Below are 18,563 nucleotides of genomic sequence, written 5' to 3' on the forward strand. Positions count from 1 at the left end.
ACAGCTCGCGGCCCTGTCATTGCCCCGACTTCAAAATCTTGCCGCATTTCTGCGCCATTGCAGTAGGCTCGACCGGACGGCGTGCGCGGCAAGAGCGCGCGCGGAAAGGTCGGCGTGGAAGGTCGGCGTGGAAGACAGGTCGACGAAGACGGCTATGGAGACGAGGCGAGTATTACGAGTGACCTTGATACAGTTTTTTCCGGACGCCCTGTTGCCCGCCTTGCGGGCGACGTTGCGCAGCCCGCGGACAACGTTGCTCAGCCTGCGGATGAGGATCCGTCCCGCCCTGCTGGCGGCTCTCGGGCTGGCGCTTCTGGCCGGCGCCTGCAGCGATGGTGGCCCGCCCCCCACCCGCGCCGCTGCGGGGAATGCGCTCTCCCTGCCTCCGATCCGCACCTTTGCCACCACCGCCGCTCTGGCCCCGCAACGGTCCAACTCCGATATGGCCCGCGATTTTCTGGACCTGCATTTCCGTCTTGAGGGCGGCAGCACATTGCCGGTGCTGACACGGTTCGAGATGCCCATCGGCGTCGCCGTCACCGGCAGCCCGACCGCGACGCTGCGCCCGGATCTGGAGGCGCTGCTGCGCCGCCTGCGCCGCGAAGCCGGGATCGATATCCGCCTCACCCCGCCCGCCGAGGCCCGCATCACGATCGAGGCCGTGAGCCGCGACCGCATCCAGCGGGTCCTGCCTCAGGCGGCCTGTTTCGTGGTTCCCAATGTCAGCTCGCTTGACGAATACCGCCGCAATCGCCGCGCGCTGCAGACCGATTGGAAAAGCCTCCGCCGCCGCGACCGGCTCGCGATCTTCGTCCCCAACGACGTCAGCCCGCAAGAGCTGCGGGACTGTCTGCACGAAGAGCTGGCTCAGGCGCTGGGGCCCCTCAATGACCTCTACCGATTGCCCGATTCCGTCTTCAATGACGACAACATCCACGCCATTCTGACCGGCTTTGACATGCTGATGCTGCGCGCCACCTATGACCCTGCGCTGACGACCGGCATGACCCGCCCAGAGGTCGCCGCCCGCATTCCGGCCATTCTCGCCCGGCTCAATCCCGCAGGCGAGACGCGCCGCTCCGCCCCGCTCCCCGAAACCCCGAGAGCCTGGATCACAGCGGTGGAAACCGCCCTTGGCGCCTATGGCTCCGACGCGACCCGCAGCCGCGCCGCCCATGAGGCCGCCCGGATAGCCCGCGATCTCGGCTGGCATGATCATCGCCGCGCCTTTGGCCACTTTCTGCTGGGCCGCACCGAACAGAGCCGCGACACCGGGCTCGCAGAGGCGCATTTCCGCACCGCGCTCACCTTTTTCGGTCAGGGGCCCGACACCGCCAATCACCGGGCGCTGATCCAGTCCCGTCTGGCCGCCTTTGCGCTTCAGGCCGCAGAGTATGACAGCGCCGCGCGGCTGCTCGATCAGGCGATGCCTGCGGCAAAAGCCGGACAAAACGCCGCACTCCTGTCGACCCTCCTGATGATGAAGGCCCGCCTCGCCGACGCCCGGGGCCATCGCCGCGAGGCTGCGGCATTGCGCTCTGACAGCATTGGCTGGGCGCTCTACGGGCTGGGCACCGAGGCGACGATAGACCATCAACTGCGCCACCGGACGGCCGCCACCACTGCCGCCGCCACCCTGCGCTGATCCGACCAAACCGGCCCCAGGCGGGTATGGATGTGGGGCCTGAGAGGGCTGTTCGCCCCCCGTGCCTGCCCCCGTACTCGCCCCCGTGCTTGCCCCCGCCCTTGCATCCATCGTTGCACGGGTCTTTGCACTGGCGGCACGGCCGCGCTATACGCGGCAGAACCATTTGTCACAGATCCTTCGGCCGCTACCGGAAAAGCCCGCCGCCGCAGGACGCAAGCACCGGGAAGACCCACATGATCGTGATCCTCGCACTCCTCTCTGGCGCGGCCCTCGGCGCCTTCAAGGCCCGCAAACGTGGCGGCAACCTTGCCGATATGCTGCAATACGGGGCTGTCTACGCCATGATCTTTGGTATTCTCGGCCTGCTCGCCACCATCATTGCCCACCGTATGATCGTCAGCCCCTGACCCCCCGCGCCTCACCGGGCCTCATACCACCCCGCACGACGCCTCGCGCCGCGGATCGGAGAACGCCATGTTCCAGCCCTTTTTCGAGAACCTGCGCGCGGCTGCCGTGCCCGTCTCCCTGCGGGAATACCTCGCCTTTCTCGAAGGGCTGAAGGCCGGGCTGGCCACCTATGACATCGAGGCGTTTTACTTCCTCGCGCGCACGGTGATGGTCAAGGATGAACGCAACCTCGACAAATTCGACCGCGCCTTTGCACAGACGTTCAAAGGGCTGGAGGCAATCCCCGCCGAGGCCGTGATCGATGCGGTTGATCTCCCCGAGGACTGGCTGCGCAAAATGGCGGAGAAACACCTCAGCCCCGAGGAACGGCAGGAAATCGAGGCCCTCGGCGGCTTTGACAAGCTGATGGAAACGCTCAAGGAGCGGCTCAAGGAGCAGAAGGGGCGTCATCAGGGCGGCAACAAATGGATCGGAACGGCCGGCACCTCGCCCTTTGGGGCCTATGGCTACAATCCCGAGGGGGTGCGCATCGGCCAGAAGGAAAGCCGCCACCAGCGCGCCGTCAAGGTCTGGGACAAACGCGATTTCCGCAACCTTGACGGTGATGTGGAACTGGGCACCCGCAACATCAAGGTCGCCCTGAAACGCCTGCGCCGCTGGGTGCGGGAGGGGGCCCGGGATGAGCTGGACCTCGACGGCACCATCCGCTCCACTGCCGAACACGGCTATCTGGATGTGAAGACACGGCCCGAGCGGCACAATGCGGTCAAGGTCCTGTTGTTTCTCGATGTGGGGGGCTCCATGGACCCGCATATCAAAGTGGTGGAGGAGTTGTTTTCCGCCGCGCGGTCGGAATTCAAGCATCTGGAGTATTTCTACTTCCACAATTGCATCTACGAAGGGGTCTGGCGCGACAATCGCCGCCGCTGGGAGGCGCAGACCCCCACCCATGAGGTGCTCCGGACGTATGGGCCGGACTACAAATGTATCTTTGTGGGCGATGCCTCGATGTCCCCCTACGAGATCGCCTATCCCGGCGGCGCCAACGAGCATTGGAACCAGGAGGCCGGTCAGGTCTGGCTCGAACGGGCCCGGGCACAATGGGGGGCGCATCTGTGGATCAATCCCGTGCCCGAGGCGCAATGGGACTACACCCATTCGATCAGCATGATCCGCGAAATCTTCGAAGGCCGCATGGTGCCGATGACCCTCGCCGGACTGGATCGCGGCATGAAAGAGCTGATCCGCTGACCCCTGGCCGTCGGCGGCGACCCTGCGCCCTCTGCGCCTTGTCTTTTGCGCCTTGCGATTTCGCCTTCCCTTGCGTCTTGCGCCTTGCGCCTTGCGATGTCGCAAATACGGCGTCCTCTGACTGGGCAACCTCCATCTGGGTGGGCTGCGCCGGTCAGGGACCACAAAAAGTATCAGCCCTTCTGACGTTGTGTTTCGCGTGCGAAACAACAGGTCAGGAAGGCTGACATTTTCCCACAGCCACCCTATGACGGACCCGCGTCGCGTTTCACAGCACGGGGGGCGCTCCCGCCCCTTTGTCATGAGGCATAGCCTCCCTCCAAAGCGTTGGGCCGGGCGGGGGCCGCGCCGAAGGCGCGGCCCCCGCCCCCTCGCGATGCGCGGAGCGCAGCGCAAAACCTCAGCCGACCGCCAAACCGGGCGCATCCATCACCGCCAGAAGGCTCCTGCGCCCCGCCCCATCATGTTGCTGCCGCAACGACAGAGCACCTCGCGACAGGAATAGTCAGCAAACACCTTGTCCGCCCCGCGAAACCCGCCCATATCTGGACCATGCTCAGATTGACGCCCATCCTTCTCGCCGTGATCTACGGGTTGGTCATGTACCGGCTTTCGGTCTGGCGCACCCACCGTGAACTGGACGCCCGCTCCACCGAGCTGGCAGATCCCCGGCTGAAGCAGATGACCGACCGGCTTGCCGCCGCACTGGAACTGCCGCGCATCCCGGTCTACATCTATGAAATCGACCCGGTGAACGGGCTGGCGGCGCCCGACGGGCGGATCTTCATCACCCGGGGATTTTACCGCAAGTTCCGCAACGGCGAGGTCACGGACGCGGAACTGACCTCGGTGATCGCGCATGAGCTCGGCCACGTGGCGCTCGGCCACGCCCGCAAGCGGATGATTGACTTCTCGGGACAGAATGCGCTGCGTACGGTTCTGATGATGGTGCTCGGCCGCTATGTGCCCATCGTCGGCCCCTGGATCGCGGGAATGCTCGCCAACCTGCTGGCGGCGCGCCTGTCCCGCGGCGATGAATATGAGGCCGATGAATATGCCGCCGCGCTGCTCACCAAAGCAGGCATCGGCGTCGCGCCCCAGAAAAGCCTCTTCCGCAAGCTCGAAGCGCTGACCAATGCGCGCTCCGGCATGGCGCCCGCCTGGTTGATGAGCCACCCGAAGACCGACGAGCGGATCGCCGCGCTGGAGCGGCTGGAGGCGAAATGGGGCACGCCCTGAACGCGCAGGAGCCGCAACCTATCGGCTCAAAACGAACCGGCCCAAAACGCGCTGGTTGAAACGCACTGGCTGAAATGCTCAGGTCGAAACACGCTGACCGAAACGCACCAGCCAAACCTCGGACAAACCCCGGTCAAGCTGCCGCAACGGCAACCGCCCTGACACCGCCTCCGCCCCCTTGCAAGCTCCACCGCGCGCCCCCACCTTGGGCCTTCCAGCAAGGAGAAGGTTCATGCGCTATTCCGTCCTCGATCTCGCCCCCGTCCCGGAGGGAACCACCACGGCGCAGGCGCTGAAGAACAGCGCGGACCTGGCGCGCCACGCCGAAAGCTGGGGCTACCACCGGTTCTGGCTGGCGGAACATCACAACATGCCCGGCATCGCCAGCGCCGCGACGGCGGTGATGATCGGCCATATCGCCCAGGCCACCGCGACAATGCGGGTCGGAGCCGGTGGCATCATGCTGCCCAACCACGCGCCTTATATGGTGGCAGAAGCCTTTGGCACGCTGGCGGAACTCCACGGCCCCCGGATCGATCTCGGGCTCGGACGCGCGCCGGGCACGGATATGGCGGCGATGCGCGCCATGCGGCGCGGGCTGTCCACCGAAGCCGGGGACCGGTTCCCGCAGGATGTGCAGGAATTGATTGCCTTTCTCGGGCCACGGACTGAGGGGGCGCAGCTGCGCGCGATCCCCGGCGAAGGCACCAACGTGCCGGTCTGGATGCTCGGATCCAGCCTCTATGGGGCGCAGTTGGCGGCCATGTTGGGGCTGCCCTATGCCTTTGCCAGTCACTTTGCGCCTGCAGCGCTCGAACAGGCGCTGGAGGTCTACCGTCGGCAATTTCGCCCCTCCGCCACGCTGGACCAGCCCACCGCAATGATGGCGATCAATGTCTTTGCGGCCGGGACGGATGCCGAAGGGGAACGGCTGCGCACCACCATGCAGCAGGCCTTTGCCCGGTTGCGATTGGGCACGCCGGGCAAATTGCCCGCCCCCGTCGACGACATCTCTCACCACCTCAGCCCGGAGGTCCTGCTTGGCGTGAATGAGGCCCTGTCGATCTCGGCCACCGGCAGCATGGACACTGTCCGCGCCGAGCTGTCGCAGCTGATCGAGAGGTTCCGACCGGATGAGGTGATCCTGACCGGCCAGATCCACGACCACAGCGCGCGCCTCAGATCATTTGAAATCGCGGCAGAGATCCTTGCCGACGTCTAGCCTGTCGGCGGCGCGCGTCTGACAGGAACGGACTTGTTCGGGAAAGTCGGACCGGACGCGGGTCAGAGCGGACGCGGGACTGGACGCCAGCCAAGTTCACCAGTCCAGTTCGCCAGTGAGCTCGGGCAGTGTAGGCGGCCGCGCGCAGGCCGGAGTATGGGGCCCGAGTATGGGAGCGGCGCGGCCAGATGCCATTCCTGCCACGGCCCTGCCTCGGTGCTGTATCCTGTGCCCCCGGTTCTAGCCGAGGGCCTTTTTCTAGCCGAGGGCCTTTGCGATCCGCGGCAGACGTGCCTTTTTCAACAGCGGCCGCATCTCCCAGATCTGCTCAGACGGGATTTTTCCAGTCTGGGTCTTTCTGGACCGGGCGTTTCCGGCGAGGCGGTTGGCTTCGGCCAGAACACGCTGACCGACCGCCTCTATGCCCGCGCGATCCTGCAACCACAGCCCATAGAGCACCTCATCCGGACCCTGCCGACCCAGCCCTTCCTCCGCCAGAAGATGACGCGGGAAGTCTTTGATATTCATGGTAACAATCGCATCCGCATGACCTGATACCGCCGCCGCGAGGACGTGAATGTCATTCTCGTCCGGCAACCAGAGCCGCGCCGCGACGCCGGGCTTCACGGCCACGTCGGACTTGGGCCAGGCGGCCCGCAAAAGCGCGATCTCCGCCTGAGCCTGCGCCGGACCCTCCGGCCCGATCTTGACCGCAGCCCGCGCCCATTCACCCAGAATACGCTCTGACCAGAGCGGCGTGAAATGGCCAAGCTGCGCCGCCCCCAGGAGCATTTCCCGCATGACGGTCGGGTAGAGCACGCATGTATCCAGCAGCAGTTTCATTCCCCGCGCCCCTTCAGTTCCCCGTCACTTCCCAGTCACTTCCTGGTCAATCGAGACGGAAGAATACGGATTTCAGATAGCCACTTTCGGCCAGCTGCGGCATCTGCGGGTGATCTGCCCCGGCAGAGCCCGTATGCAGCAGTTGCGCCCGGCGCCCTCCCTTGCCGATCCCGCGCGCCGATGCATTGCGGAACCGGGTCAGATCGGCGGCATGCGAACAGGAACACAGCCCCAGGTAGCCGCCCGGCGCGACCAGCGGTGCCGCCAGCTTGGCGATCCGCTCATAGGCGCGCAGCCCTGCTTCAAGCGCTTGTTTTGAGGGCGCAAATGCCGGCGGGTCGCAGATCACAACATCAAACTGTGCGCCTTCCTCACCGAGGGCGGTCAACACCTCGAAGGCGTCTCCCTGCCGGGCGGTGAAACGGTCGCCAAAACCAGAGGCCTCGGCCCCCGCCTGCGCCAGTTCCAGCGCCGCTGCAGAGCCGTCAACGCAGGTGGCATGCCCTGCCCCGGCTGCCAGCATCGCCAGGCCAAAGCCCCCCACATGGGAAAACACATCCAGCACCCGGGCGCCCGGCGCCACCAGCCGCGCCGCAAAGGCCTGATTGTCACGCTGGTCGTAAAACAGGCCGGTCTTCTGCCCGCCGGTCAGATCGGCCATATAGGTGGCCCCGTTCATGATCACCGGCACCGGCGCATCGGGGGCGGTGCCTGTCAGAACCGCGCTCACATCGTCGAGCCCGTCCAGCGCCCTTGTCCGCCCCGAGGCATTCTTCAGAATGACCGTGCAGCCGGTGACCTCTGCCAGCGCCTCGGTCAGCGCCTGCAGATGAACCTCGGCCCAGGCCGCATTGGGCTGTACCACGCAGGTGTCGCCGAACCGGTCGATCACCACACCGGGCAGGCCGTCCGCCTCGGCATGCACCAGCCGATAGGCGGGCGCGTCATATAGCTGCGCCCGCAGCGCCTGTGCCCGGCTCAGCCGGTCGGCAAACCACGCAACATCGATCTGCGCCGCCGGGTCGCGGTCCAGCATTCGGGCGATGATCTTGCTGTCGGGATTCATCGCCACGAGGCCCAGCGTGCGGCCGGCCTCGTCCTCGAGCACCGCGAGACTACCGGGGGCCAGCTTTCGCGTGCGGCGGTCGGTCACCAATTCATTGGCATAGACCCAGGGAAAACCGTGGCGAAGCGCGCGCGCATTCGATTTGGGTTTCATCTTGACGCGCGGGCGCGGCAGGGGGGCGGGCATCGGAGCGGGGGCGTGATCATCGTCTGTCATGCAGTGCACATAGCCTGATGCGCGCCCTTGCCCAAGACGGAAAAGAGGCCTCTGGCGGGGGCCTCGTTCTTTTTGTCGCTTTTGCGCTTGGTCCCTGCCGCCTGTCTGCAACCTGCCTGCAACCTGTCTGCCGCCTGCCTGCTCCCAGCCTGCACCCGCCAGCACTCCACAGGCCAGCACTCACAGGCCAGACCACAACGATCCAGTCGGTTCGGGGGATTGAGCTGGCTCAGGGGTAGTGGACGGTCAGCCCGGAGACGGCCGTCTCATGCGGCGCCCGGAGCGTGCCGATCTCGGGGTGCGCCATAGCGCCCTGCTCCAACGCGAATTCGGGTAGCATCGCAATGGCCGGAACAATATCGGTCAGCGGCTCCAGCGTTGCATTGCGCGACGGCAGATCGACCGACCCGCATGCGGCCAGCGCCAGACCCAATCCTGATAGTGCGATTAGTCGTGTAAGTATCATGACGAAACCCTCCCAAGCCCGTCGGGCCTTCCGTTTAAACTCGTCCAAAGACTTTGCCCCTGAAACACGGCAGGAATCCGACGATATCGGAACATTTTAAGGAGTTGTTAACCATAACTGTGGCGCTTCTGTGCCCCATGCCGGTCGCAGATGTACCAGCCGACCGCCCCTTGCCGCCTTGAGCGGCGTCAGTCCCTTGGGCGGCTGCGCCAGCCACCACGGCGCCTTGGCCGGTGGTTAGGGTGGTCAGGGTGGTCGGCCGACGCGGCGCCGGAGGTCCCATCGGAGGGGTCACCGGGCCGCCCGGCGGTGAGACCTTCGCGCAGGACCGCCGTCATCGGGTGGTCGGCCTGCGCGGCACCGTAGTGGTCAAGCAGGGCCTTCAGCGCCGCCCTGGTATCCTGATCCAATGGTGCCGACAGCGCCCAATCGAGAAAGATGCTGCGGCATTGACCCGCGTCGATCCCCTCGATCCGGTAGGATTCCCGGATCAGCCCCTTGGGGTCCAGTTGCCGGGCGGTGAATTCGGTCTGTGACGTGCCAGAGGGCGTCATCTCAGGTGGGGTCATATCAGGTGGTGAGGTGGTCATTGCGGCTCTCCCTTGGTCCCGCGGCCGGCCCCGAGACAGGCATCAAGGCAGGCATCGAGGCAGGCGTCAATACGGCGGGCGCTGGCGTCATAGGCCCCTTCCAGCGCCTGTTGCAACTCCGCGATCCGGTCAAATCCTGCGCTGCGCAACACGAAGGCCGCGCCGCCTTCGCCGCGCACCGCAGCCCCCGCGCCCTTGCCGGAGATCAGCCGAACCGCGCTTTGTACCGACCAATATAGATCATAGGCCCGGGACAGGGCCTGTTCGTCCGCGGCATCGAGCCATCCGGTCGCGACAGCCGCCTGCAGCCCGCGAGAAACGCCGCTGCCCGCGGGGCTGCCGATGCTTCCGGTGGGGTCCGCCTCTCCCTTGAGTGTTTCCGGGGCGGTTTCGATCTCTGGGGTGCGGCTCTCTGGGGGGCGGCTCTCTGGGGTGCGCGCCAGAAGCGTGCCCGCCTGCGCCAGCAGTTCAATATCCAGCATCCGGCCGGGGCCGGTCTTTGCGTCCCAGGGGCCGTCCGGCGTCTTGGCGGCCGCCAGTCGCGCGCGCATCTCCGCCACCTCGCGCAGAACATCCGCAGGGTCGCGCGGCCGCGCCAGCAACTGGCCGCGAAACCCGGAAACATCCGCGCCCAGATCCGGATCGCCGGTGATCACCCGGGCCCGGGTCAGCGCCAGATGCTCCCAGACCCAGGCGTCATTTTCCTGATACTGGGTGAAGCTGGGCCAGCTCGTGGCCACCGGCCCCTGATTGCCGGAGGGGCGCAGCCGCATGTCGACCTCATAGAGGCGCCCCTGCGACATCGGCGCGGTGAGCGCGGTCACCAATGCCTGTGTGAGGCGCGCATAATAGGGGCGCACAGCCAGCGGGCGCTTGCCCTCCGACATCTCCGCCTCCTGCGGGTCATAGATAACGATCAGATCCAGGTCCGAGGTCGCCGTCAGCTGTCCGGCGCCCAGAGAACCCATGCCCAGGATGACACAGCCCCGCCCCGGCATCGGCCCATGTTTGGCGGCGAACTGAGCCGTCACCTGTGGCCAGAGCGCGGTGATCACCGCATCCGCCAGATCGGCGTAGTGGCGGCCCGCCTCGGCCGCAGTGATCAGCCCGCGCAGATGGTGCACCCCGGTGCGAAAGTGCCACTCGCGATGCCAGCGCCGGGTGAGGTCAAGCTGGCGTTCATAATCAGACTCGGCGGCCAGCGCCGACTGCAGACCGGCCACCAATGCCGCCCGTCCCGGCCAGGGCGCGAAAAACCCGCCGTCAAGCACCGCATCAAACACCGAGGAATTGCGCGACAGATATTCCGCCAACGCCGCAGAGGTGCCGACAATATCCACCAATAGGTCAATGAGTTGCGGGTTCGCCTCAAACAGGGAGAACAGCTGCACGCCGGCAGGCATCCCGGCCAGAAACCCATCCAGCGCCAGCAGCGCCTCGCCCGGATGTGCCGCGCGGGAAAGCCGGCCCAGCAGCTCCGGCTTCAGCCGTTCAAAGATCCGCGCCCCCCGGTCAGAGCGCAGCGCCGGATAGGTCCGCCAGCGGGCGATGACGCTCTGGTCGAGCGTCTCCGGCACGGGCGCCGCCACCGTCGCCGGGGGGGCGCAGGAGGGGGCAAAAAAGTCCTCGGTCAGCGCGTGGACCTCCTGCAGCCGGTCGCGCAGCTCCGCGATCAGCGCGGGCGGATCTGTGTCCATCAGACAGGCGATGCGCTGCAGCCCCTCATCCGCCGAAGGCATCCGGTGGGTCTGGGCATCATGCACCATCTGTATCCGGTGCTCCACCTCGCGATGCGCCCGGTAATGGCAGGCGAGCGTGTCGGTGACATCCGCCGAAATCCAGCCCGCCCGGGTCAGCGCTTCCAGCCCCTCGACCGTGCCCCGAACCCGCAGCGAGGGGTCGCGCCCGCCAGCAATCAACTGTCGCGTCTGGGTGAAGAACTCGATCTCGCGGATACCGCCCCGTCCGAGCTTCATGTCATGGCCCGGCACGGTGATCGGCCCGCCGGTGCCCTTGTTCTCGCGGATGCGCAGCCGCATGTTGTGGGCGTCCTCGATGGCGGCGAAGTCCAGATGCCGCCGCCACACGAAGGGGGTCAGGGTGCGCAGGAACCGCTCCCCCGCCGCGATGTCACCGGCACAGGCGCGGGCCTTGATATAGGCGGCGCGTTCCCAGGTCCGGCCGAGGCTCTCGTAGTAGCGCTCCGCCGCCACCATCGCCAGCGCCACAGGCGTCACCGACGGATCCGGGCGCAGACGCAGATCGGTGCGAAAGACATAGCCCTCCGCGGTGCGGTCGTTCAGGGTTGCGCTCATGTTGCGGGTTGCGCGCACGAGGGCCTGGCGGGCCTCCAGATAGTCGGACTCGGCGTAGCGGGTTTCGTCGAACAGGCAGATCAGATCGATGTCGGAGCTGTAGTTCAGCTCGTAGGCGCCCATCTTGCCCATCGCAAACACACACATGCCGCCGGCGGTTTCGATGTCGTCCTCGCTGAGCCCCGGCAGTTTCCTGCGCCGCATCAGCAGGGCGATTTCCGCTTTCAACGCCAGATCCACCGCCAGCTCGCCGAATCGCGTCAGCGTGGTGGTGACCTCCATCAGGGGCCAGTGCCCGGCGAGATCGCACAGCGCACACAAGAGCGCCACCCGCCGTTTGGCCGCCCGCAAGACCGACTTCAACCGGTCGGGCGGACAGTCCCGACAGGCCTGAAACAGGTGATCGCGCGCCTCGAAAGGGGCGTTGAGCGCGGTTTCGATCCAGTCCCGCTCCGACAGGATGAGCGCATTGAGATAGGGGCTGCTGCCGGCCGCACCGACCAGAAGCGCGCGCCAATCGGCAGGTAGATGGCCAAGCTGCGCCACCGCCTCGGCACCGATGGCGGGATCATAGGGGCGTGGACAGCGGGTCAGCAGAAGCGAATTTGTCATGCGAGGAGAGTGAGATGCGGCACCGGGGGCGTCAATCCCAAACCACGCGGCGGCGGCGGCTCCGGCGAATTTACCGGTCGCGGGCCAATTTAAAATTGGTAAAATGAGCCATTGAAATTCAAAAATCCTGTGCTAGGGTAATGCCTGATATGATCCATGTCGCGCCGGATACTGCGCAGCCCTGCCATTTCGAAAATGATGCAGGGACAGGAAAATTTCCCCCTCCTGCCTACTTTCACAGATCTAAAAGTTGATATACTTGCGGGCTGTGGTCACGCTCCTGTTTCGGGGACCGAGTGAAATAATTAACAAGTACCCTGTCCGGGCTGTTGCCTGTGTGGACGAGTAAACATTGACACGTGGTTTTGGGGCGTGATCACACCCCCCCCATAGTCCACCATTATCTGGCCCACCTCTCTCTGGCCCACTAGTATCTGGCCCATTAATATCAGGCACTGGCCAGCAGAGCATGCAGGCCGTCCACCCGTCACATTCCCGCCTGCCGAGATCTCCTCACGCATATCGCCGTCTTGCGCAGAGTCGTGGCGGATCCCGTTGTTGGCGATATGTTCGCTGGCGGCGAGCCGACTCTCGCGCCTGCCACGCCGGAGATTTGGTCAAACGCCCGCACAGCGAGTTCACCGCGAGTTAATGTGAAAAACATTTACATCCCTCTTGAAGAGAGGTCGGGTCCACCACATATGGGTGATGTAAATGATGTTTACATGCGGCTGCAAAGCCACCCAAAAGCAGTGGAGACACCTGATGACCAGTTACACAACCAACCTTCCGCCGACGCAGCACCAGGGCTGGCTGGCAAAAAGCGAAGCCTGGCTGGATGCCAGAGGCAAAGGCGCCTGGATCGCGACCATGGTGCTGGGATTCGTCTTTTTCTGGCCTGTCGGGCTGGCCATTCTTGCCTATATGATATGGAGTAAACGTATGTTCAAATCTGGCTGTCGCAACCGATCCACCCATATGCATCGCGGCTTTCACGCGATGAAATCGAGCGGCAACGGCGCGTTTGATGCCTATAAGGCCGATACGCTGGCGCGTCTGGAGCAGGAGCAGACCGATTTTGAATCCTTCCTGGCCCGGCTGCGCGCCGCCAAGGACAAGGCCGAGTTCGACGAATTCATGGAGGAGCGCTCCCGCAAGGTCAGCCCTGAAGAAGGTGACGAAGACGAGCGTGCAGCGGGTCAGGCCTGACTCTCAGCCCGGACGCCCTGACCTGGCGCTCTGACCAGCCTCTCTGGGTCCATGAGCAGACTGATACCACCGATGCCTCCGCCTTTGGGCGGAGGAGCCATCCCATCCGCAGGAGCCCCTGATGACCGCCCTCCCCGACCCGGACGTACAGGCCGAATTTTATGACGGCGTCACCGCCAAGCGTCTGTTTTCCTTTCTGATCGACAGCGTGCTGATCTTCATCCTCGCAGCCCTCGTAGTGCCGTTCACCGCATTTCTCGGCCTGTTGATGTGGCCTGCGCTCTATTTTGTTGTCGGCTTCATCTACCGGGTCGCCACGCTGAGCAACGGATCCGCGACCCTTGGCATGCGGTTCTGCGGGATCGAGCTGCGGGAATATTCCGGTAGCCGCCTCGATGGGGGAACGGCGTTTCTGCATACGGTGGGCTACACGGTGTCGATGGCGGTGGTTGTGCTGCAGGTGGTCTCGATCCTGCTGATGCTGACGAGCGCACGGGGCCAGGGGCTGACTGACCATATCCTCGGCACGGTGATGCTGAAACGGCGCGCCTGACGCGGTGGGTCCTGACGCGGTGGGTGCAGGGGGCGCTTTCCGTCCGCCAGGCGGCGGGCGCGAATAAACCCTTTTGCACAACACCACTTGTTACTTGCCGGGCGGTTGCTATCATCATGGCAATCCAGACAACAATAGTCAGAAAGCCGTTGTTCCCCGTATGCGCCATACGCTTCCGATTGCCCCACAGTTTTACGTGACCGCCCCGCAGCCCTGTCCCTATCTGGATGGCAGGATGGAGCGAAAGCTCTTTACCGCGTTGCAGGGGGACGGGGTCGATCAGCTGAACAGCTCGCTCAGCCAGCAGGGGTTTCGCCGCTCGCAGAATGTGCTCTATCGGCCGTCCTGTTCTGACTGCTCGGCCTGCATGTCGGCGCGGATCAATGTCTCGGCCTTTTCCGCGACGCGCAGCCAGCGCAAGACGCTGAACCGCAACCGGCATCTGGAGCGCCGGGCCACCTCGCCCTGGGCCACCGAGGATCAATACGCGTTGTTTCGCCGCTATCTGGACGAACGTCACGCCGATGGCGGCATGGCGGATATGGATGTGTTCGAATACGCCGCCATGGTCGAAGAGACCCCGATCCGGACCCGTGTGGTGGAATATCTCAACCCGGAGAACAATGCGCTCACGGCGGTTTCGCTCACTGATGTGCTCGATGATGGTCTGAGCATGGTCTATTCCTACTATGCGCCGGATTTGCCGCAGCAGTCGCTCGGGACATTCATGGTGCTGGATCATATCGAGATCGCACGCGAAGCGGGGCTGCCCTATGTCTATCTCGGCTATTGGGTGCCCGGCAGCCAGAAGATGGGCTACAAGGCCAAGTTCGCCGGGCTTGAGGTGTATTTCGGCGGCGGCTGGATTCCGGTCAAGGATCCGGCAGCCTTTGAGGCGGACCAGCATCCCCTCAGCAATGCTCCGATCGCAGAGCAGGTCGCCAATATCCAACTGCCGCAAGGGCAGCCGCGCAGAAGGTAGTCTCCAGAATGCAATCACTGCACGCGGTGTCGCTGATCATTCCCGACTATGACGCTGCCATTTCGTTTTACTGCGGCACGCTGGGCTGGACCCTGGCGGAGGATGTGGATCAGGGGCGCAAACGCTGGGTCCGCATTCTGCCCCCCGGCGCCATGCAGGGCAGCCTGATTCTGGCCCGGGCGGATACGCCGGCGCAGGAGAAGGTGATCGGGGATCAGTTCGCAGGCCGTGTGGGTCTGTTTCTCGCAACCGATGACTTCGCCCGCGACCATGGCGCGATGCAGGCGGCCGGGGTGATCTTTGAAGAACAGCCCCGCCACGAACCCTATGGCACAGTCGCGGTATGGCGCGACCCCTTCGGCAACCGCTGGGATCTGATCCAGTTCGCCTGATCCAGTTCGACCTGATCCGGTTCGGCGCCGTCAATGGCGGGGGACACTGCAGAACGGCAAAAGGCCCCACCTCTGGCGGGGCCCTTTTTGTTGGAACACTCTGCTTTCCTGCTACCGGCCGATAGGGGCCGACTGAGGCCGACTGGGGCCGATAATAGCGAGCCGGTAGCGGGCTGACACCACGGCGGTGTCAGTTCGGGATCAGCGCCGGGACAATGGTCACAATCGCCGGGAAGAACCACAGGATCGCGAGACCGGCCACCTGGATCAGCACGAAGGGCAGCACCCCACGATAGATATGGCCCGTCGTCACCTCTCGTGGTGCCACGCCGCGCAGGTAGAACAGCGCAAAGCCGAACGGCGGTGTCAGGAAGGAGGTCTGCAGGTTCACCGCCACCATGATGGTCACCCATTTCGGATCAAACGACCCGCCATAGATCACCGGCCCGACGATCGGGATCACGATGTAGATGATCTCGAGGAAGTCCAGAACGAAGCCCAGTATGAAGAGCACGATCATCACGATCAAAAAGACCGTCATCTCGTTGTCAAAGCTCCTCAGGAACTGCTGGATATAGTGTTCGCCCCCGAAGGAAATCACCACCAGATTGAGCAGCTGCGAGCCGATCAGGATGGTGAAGACCATGGAGGTCACCTTGGCGGTCTCTCGCACGATGGGGCTCAGGACGCCGCCCCGGAACAGCACCCAGCAGCCGTACAGCAGACCGAAGAGCGCGAACAGATAGCAGCTGTAGGCAAAGAAGAACGCGAAATAGCTCTCTGCCGGGACCACGTCCTGATTGATCCGCAGGTCAAAGTTCACCCCGGTCAGGATCGCAAGCGCCACCGCGAAGGTCGCCCAGATGATGATATTGCCGGACTGGCCCTCATCCTTGAGGCGACGATAGGCCGCCAGCATGATCGCGCCCCCTGCCCCCAGCGCCGCAGCCGGCGTCGGGTTGGTGATGCCACCGAGGATCGACCCCAGCACGGCCACGATCAGCACCAGCGGCGGGAAGACCACCCGGATCAGGTCGTTGCGGGCACAGCGCGCCGCCGCTTCCTTGCAGCCATAGAGCGCAAGCAGGCTCGGCAGCAGCATCCAGATCACCGTGCCCGTGGCCGATGTAGTGGGCGAAATCGCCACCACATCCACCAGCGCCAGGGCCAGCAGGCCAATGGCCCCGGCGATCAGCGGTGTGGCATCGCGCGATGGCGCAACGCCCCGGCCAATGGCCAGGACCAGGCCCAGCAGCACGATCATCGTCGCGATCCCGGAGCCGATGGGCGCCGCATTGGCGATCTTGGCCTCCAGCGCCTGGGACAGTTCCTCCTCCGAGAGTTTGGTGGCTTCGGCCACGCCGCCTGCGTCGTCGATTGCGGTCTGTTCGGCCACGGCCGCATCCCAGGCCGCCTGACCGTGAAGGTCGATCATTGCCGCCTGACATTGCGCGCTCACATTGGTGCGCAAGGAGGCCGTCTGACCCGCGTCGGAGAAGCTCGACACGACAATGTTCTGACTGCCGACCAGACCGAGGCTGCCGAGCAGGACGGTGCCCGCAACCAATGCGACCGGAACGCCCAAGAACCATGTCAGGCCCTCGCCGCGGGTGATCGGCTCTTCACTGGCGGTGCCCATGGAGACGGCCGGCGCCTTGTGCGGGTTCAGCAATGCATAGCCAAAGGCATAGAGCGCATAGAGCAGCGCCAGCAGGATGCCCGGCAGCAACGCCGCCTGAAACAGCGTGCCCACAGAGACGACCGCCGGTTCCCCGAGATAGGTCAGCGCATCCGAGCAGCCGACTTCCTGGGCGCGGGCCTCCTGTGCAGTGGAGTAGAGATCCCCCGCCAGCGTGCCGAGCAGAACGATCACGATCGAGGGCGGAATGATCTGCCCCAGCGTGCCCGACGCCGCGATGACACCGGTCGCAAGCTCCGGCGAGTAGTTGTTGCGCAGCATGGTCGGCAGGGCCAGCAGGCCCATGGTCACCACGGTGGCGCCGACGATCCCGGTGGAGGCCGCAAGGAACGCCCCCACCACGACGATCGACACCGCCAGACCCCCCGGCAGCGGTCCGAAGACCCGCGCCATGGTGGTCAGAAGGTCATTGGCGATCTTGGAGCGTTCCAGCGTGATGCCCATCAGCACGAACATCAAAACCGCCAGCAGGGTCTCGATCGAGGCGCCCGCCAGAACCCGCTCGTTGATCCGGTTGACGATGAACGACAGATTGCGGTCCATCGCCGTTTCCCAGCCCTGCGCGAAGACAGGCTCTGCCAGACGCGGCAGATCCGGGTATCGGAACACCGATATCACATCGGACTGCACGCCCGAGTCGATGATATCCCTGTAGGCCTGGCTCGACGTGTCGATGGCCTGGTGGATCAGCAGACCGGCGCTGTCGAGGGCTGCGATGATCCCGAAGGAGATGATCCCCGCACCGCCGATGGCAAAGGCCACCGGAAAGCCGGAGAGGATGCCTCCGAAGAGGCAGAGAAAGACGATGATCAGGCCGATTTCGACGCCATCAAGTCCGAATAGCATGTGAGCTGTCCCTTAGTTAATGAGCGCCTTCATAGGCTTCTTCACCGGCGCCAAGGGTATCCTTGTCGAGGTATTTTCCGTCCGCTTCCTCGCCTTCGACGAATTCAAGGAACGAGCGGTAGAAGAAGGCCACAGCATGCAGGAACACCAGTCCCGCAAAGGTCACCAGAAGGATCTTGAACAGGAAGTACCCGTTGAAGCCGTTGGGCGAAAAGCCGATGGTTTCGACGTTCCAACGCATCGCGCGGGCCTTCATGACGAGGCGGTCGAGTTGGTCAGAGGCCGAAGGTTTCGGCACGATCAGGTGGCGCCACAGGAAGAACCAGCCATACATCCACGTCAGCACCGCGACCGGCATCATGAACAGGAGCGAACCGACCATGTCGACGACCCGTTTGGCCCGGTGCGAGATCCCTGCATAGATCAGGTCGACGCGCACATGGCCGCCCTGCACAAAGGTGTAGGTGACGCAGAAACAGACCACGAGCGCATTATAGAGCTTCAGCTCCTCGGCGAACCAGGAGATGTCTTTCTCCAGCCCGATACCGAGCCCGAAACTCATGTCGGGGCGGGCAAAGACGCGCTGCATGAACACGATGATGATCTGCTGGATCACCATCAGCAGCCCCGCCCAGGCAAAGAAGCGGCCGCAGGCATTGGCAAAGCCTTCAAGCGCGCGCACGATGCCCCACATGAAGCCGCGGAAATACATTCCGAACGCCGTCACCACCAGAAACAGGGTGAAGACCACAAAGAAGAATTCGGTCGATCCCCCGTAGTAGACAAAGCGCATCACGGCTTCTTTGTCCTCGGTGGTGTTGGCCCAGGTCAGCCAGCCGAGCCACAACTCGGGGTGGGTGATGGCGTAGCCAAGATTGTAGAAAGCGCCCAATACACTTTGGATCAGCCACCACAGGAAGCTGCCAATTGCGCCAATAAAGGAAATACTCATGTCGTCCTGCATGGCTCCCCCGGAAGTTCAGCAGTCGGTCCGTCAGCTCTGACA

Annotated in this window: 16 protein-coding genes; 9 read left to right on the plus strand and 7 right to left on the minus strand. The window is 64.4% G+C overall.

All coding sequences use genetic code 11. The features are described 5' to 3' along the window. The first annotated feature begins 268 nt into the window (after positions 1 to 268). The 5 genes from FGE21_RS08795 to FGE21_RS08810 all read left to right on the plus strand — a co-directional run bounded on the left by FGE21_RS08795 (position 269) and on the right by FGE21_RS08810 (position 5,768). Positions 269 to 1,645 (plus strand): DUF2927 domain-containing protein, encoded by a 1,377-nt coding sequence (locus FGE21_RS08795; RefSeq protein ID WP_139662971.1) that lies wholly within the window; start codon positions 269 to 271, stop codon positions 1,643 to 1,645. Between the two features lie 236 nt (positions 1,646 to 1,881). Continuing rightward, entirely contained in the window at positions 1,882 to 2,055 is a 174-nt protein-coding gene (locus FGE21_RS20050; RefSeq protein WP_176695395.1) for a hypothetical protein, read from the plus strand. A gap of 67 nt (positions 2,056 to 2,122) precedes the next feature. Further along, positions 2,123 to 3,307, plus strand: a complete 1,185-nt coding sequence (locus tag FGE21_RS08800; RefSeq protein WP_139662921.1) for a VWA domain-containing protein — start codon at positions 2,123 to 2,125, stop codon at positions 3,305 to 3,307. Positions 3,308 to 3,859: 552 nt separating this feature from the next. Continuing rightward, on the plus strand, positions 3,860 to 4,546 hold the full coding sequence (locus FGE21_RS08805; RefSeq protein ID WP_139662922.1) for a M48 family metallopeptidase: 687 nt from the start codon (positions 3,860 to 3,862) through the stop codon (positions 4,544 to 4,546). Positions 4,547 to 4,778: 232 nt separating this feature from the next. Beyond that, positions 4,779 to 5,768: an LLM class flavin-dependent oxidoreductase gene (locus tag FGE21_RS08810; protein ID WP_139662923.1), complete on the plus strand. Its 990-nt coding sequence runs from the start codon at positions 4,779 to 4,781 to the stop codon at positions 5,766 to 5,768. A gap of 258 nt (positions 5,769 to 6,026) precedes the next feature. On the opposite strand, the gene FGE21_RS08815 is transcribed toward FGE21_RS08810, so the two are convergent. The 5 genes from FGE21_RS08815 to FGE21_RS08835 form a co-directional block, all read right to left on the minus strand. Continuing rightward, complete coding sequence (locus FGE21_RS08815) at positions 6,027 to 6,611, minus strand: RSP_2648 family PIN domain-containing protein (protein ID WP_139662924.1); 585 nt, start codon at positions 6,609 to 6,611, stop codon at positions 6,027 to 6,029. Positions 6,612 to 6,657: 46 nt separating this feature from the next. Then, entirely contained in the window at positions 6,658 to 7,893 is a 1,236-nt protein-coding gene (locus tag FGE21_RS08820; RefSeq protein WP_255731462.1) for an RSP_2647 family RNA methyltransferase, read from the minus strand. A 229-nt stretch (positions 7,894 to 8,122) separates the two neighbouring features. After that, positions 8,123 to 8,359: a hypothetical protein gene (locus FGE21_RS08825; protein ID WP_139662925.1), complete on the minus strand. Its 237-nt coding sequence runs from the start codon at positions 8,357 to 8,359 to the stop codon at positions 8,123 to 8,125. A gap of 188 nt (positions 8,360 to 8,547) precedes the next feature. Beyond that, positions 8,548 to 8,949, minus strand: a complete 402-nt coding sequence (locus FGE21_RS08830) for a hypothetical protein (RefSeq protein ID WP_370285589.1) — start codon at positions 8,947 to 8,949, stop codon at positions 8,548 to 8,550. Continuing rightward, positions 8,946 to 11,876, minus strand: coding sequence for a glutamine-synthetase adenylyltransferase (locus FGE21_RS08835; RefSeq protein ID WP_139662926.1), 2,931 nt, complete (start codon positions 11,874 to 11,876; stop codon positions 8,946 to 8,948). The genes FGE21_RS08830 and FGE21_RS08835 overlap by 4 nt, the downstream gene beginning before the upstream one ends. A gap of 765 nt (positions 11,877 to 12,641) precedes the next feature. Here FGE21_RS08835 and FGE21_RS08840 point away from each other — a divergent pair. From FGE21_RS08840 to FGE21_RS08855, 4 genes are all read left to right on the plus strand, one after another. Beyond that, on the plus strand, positions 12,642 to 13,085 hold the full coding sequence (locus FGE21_RS08840; RefSeq protein WP_139662927.1) for a DUF2852 domain-containing protein: 444 nt from the start codon (positions 12,642 to 12,644) through the stop codon (positions 13,083 to 13,085). 121 nt (positions 13,086 to 13,206) lie between these two features. Then, positions 13,207 to 13,638, plus strand: coding sequence for an RDD family protein (locus FGE21_RS08845; RefSeq protein WP_139662928.1), 432 nt, complete (start codon positions 13,207 to 13,209; stop codon positions 13,636 to 13,638). A 160-nt stretch (positions 13,639 to 13,798) separates the two neighbouring features. Beyond that, a complete protein-coding gene (locus FGE21_RS08850; RefSeq protein ID WP_139662929.1) occupies positions 13,799 to 14,620 on the plus strand; it encodes an arginyltransferase in 822 nt (273 codons plus the stop codon). Positions 14,621 to 14,628: 8 nt separating this feature from the next. Further along, entirely contained in the window at positions 14,629 to 15,012 is a 384-nt protein-coding gene (locus tag FGE21_RS08855; RefSeq protein ID WP_139662930.1) for a VOC family protein, read from the plus strand. A 190-nt stretch (positions 15,013 to 15,202) separates the two neighbouring features. Here the strand turns inward: FGE21_RS08855 and FGE21_RS08860 are convergent, their stop codons facing one another. Together FGE21_RS08860 and FGE21_RS08865 are read right to left on the minus strand one after the other, a co-directional pair. Continuing rightward, entirely contained in the window at positions 15,203 to 17,557 is a 2,355-nt protein-coding gene (locus FGE21_RS08860; RefSeq protein ID WP_139662931.1) for a TRAP transporter large permease subunit, read from the minus strand. 16 nt (positions 17,558 to 17,573) lie between these two features. After that, a complete protein-coding gene (locus tag FGE21_RS08865; protein ID WP_139662932.1) occupies positions 17,574 to 18,521 on the minus strand; it encodes a TRAP transporter small permease subunit in 948 nt (315 codons plus the stop codon). Positions 18,522 to 18,563 lie beyond the last annotated feature (42 nt).

This window comes from Phaeobacter sp. B1627 (genome assembly GCF_006265095.1).
In the GTDB taxonomy this organism is placed as follows: Bacteria; Pseudomonadota; Alphaproteobacteria; order Rhodobacterales; family Rhodobacteraceae; genus Epibacterium.